Origin of the sequence: Dysgonomonas sp. 511 (genome assembly GCF_010501105.1) — a bacterium.
GTDB lineage: Bacteria > Bacteroidota > Bacteroidia > Bacteroidales > Dysgonomonadaceae > Dysgonomonas.
Window position 1 is genome coordinate 1 of record NZ_QVMQ01000072.1, and the last position, 1631, is coordinate 1631.

Here is a 1631-nt window from a genome sequence, read left to right on the forward strand (position 1 = left end):
TAGGGTTCACTGAATAATTCCCTCATAGTTTTCTCCACAAAGAATGAATTTTCTTGGTGGAGAAATTATTCTTGTATCTCGTTTCAAATTTAGGCATAAAATGATCTCTGAAAAAAGGTCATAAAGAAACTCCCTTAGGAATTTCATTACATTCTTTACGAAAAAGCACATTGCCGTCCAGCATTCTGCCGTTTGTGGCAACTTAGCTCTTATGTTATTTGCTCTGTAAATTCGTTTTCCTGTTCCAAAGGTTGCTTCTATCTCATTTCGCTGTCCAACTGTCTTGGCTGATTCTTCTTTAGCTTCCTTTGACTGTGAGATCTTTGGTGGTCGCCCTAAAGGTTTGCCCATCATCTGTATCCCCAGCTCTTTCATCAACCTGCGATTTTCTTTGTTCATGTAAATCTTATCTGCATAAATCCGGCGAGGAAGAAAACCAAAACGCTTTCGATAAAGCTCTATTTGCAAGGTCAAATCAGCAGATTCATTGTAGGAATCCCAACTGTGATGATCCAGGAAGGTGTAACCATTCACAATGCTTGCACCAATCTTTGCACCAAACTCTGTCGAGGATTTTGATTTGCCCCGAACGATAGGTCGTATATGAGGTTGGAAGATGCTTACAATCCGATCAGGGCAACTACGACAACCCGATTTAAACATTTCTTCTTGCTGATGATACATCTTTAATATCGCACCAATAGTTTTACGCTCATTGTGTTTCAAACTATTCAAAAGGTGAGTTCCATTCACTGCAATCAAGTTGATGAATCCTCTTACATTGCGTATTAGATATGTGAGTAATTGAGATTTACCTTTTCTGAGAAGAGATTTACTCTTCTTTTTACGCTTAATCACCTCCAAGTAAGCCTTGCGAGCAGATGAATAATTGCCGGGAGGAAGTGGCAAGTTAAAATTAGTACACAGTTTATACGTGTAGCGGTGGATAACTTTACAACCATCATGAAGTAAATCAATATCTGTTGGGTAGCGAACCTCAGCATCACAACAAGTAGCATCAACCTTTAGTGAACCCTGGTGTTCTTGCTCATTGCTGGAGGTGTAGATGGCGTCGGAATCATCATTGTCTGTGTCTTTTCCCTTTTCTGTTTTGGCTTTCTCCACCTGCATTTGCAATAAAGATACACTCATGTCATTGAAATCAGAGACACCCAAACGTTTACGGATGGAAACAAATAAACTGGGATCAAAAATAGGCTTATCTGTGAATTCTGAAAGACCTAAGAAATACTGCATGTAAGGGTTTTCCTGAATCATTAAGATTGTCTCTTCGTCAGACAAATTCATCTTGTGTTTTATGATCAACGAACCAATGATCATGCGAGCAGGCTTATTGCCGGCACCACGCTTACCATTATTCAAACGACTATTGTACAATCGTTCAATCTCATCCCAGGGAAGACTATCGCCCAATTGAACCCAACGATTGGACTTATCCAAAGAAGAAAGAGAAGAACGAAAAATATCAAGACTTAACTGTTTTCCTTGTGAACTGAAACGCATAAAACTAACTTTTAACACTCAAAGATAACTATTTTACACTAAATAACAATGAAAAAAAAGAGTATCTTGTTAAATATCAATGAGTTGTATTTATTCAGTGAACCCTA

The 1631-nt window shown here is 38.3% G+C and carries 1 protein-coding gene; it reads right to left on the minus strand.

Annotation, left to right across the window (positions count from 1 at the left end; all coding sequences use genetic code 11):
• Window positions 1-6: 6 nt before the first annotated feature.
• Window positions 7-1524, minus strand: a complete 1518-nt coding sequence (locus tag D0T57_RS15280; RefSeq protein ID WP_255490636.1) for an IS5 family transposase — start codon at window positions 1522-1524, stop codon at window positions 7-9.
• Window positions 1525-1631: the final 107 nt, after the last annotated feature.

Bases quoted from the DNA above. Each gene is read 5' to 3' on its own strand.
- D0T57_RS15280 (WP_255490636.1), bottom strand. From the start codon at position 1,524: ATGCGTTTCAGTTCACAAGGAAAACAGTTAAGTCTTGATATTTTTCGT.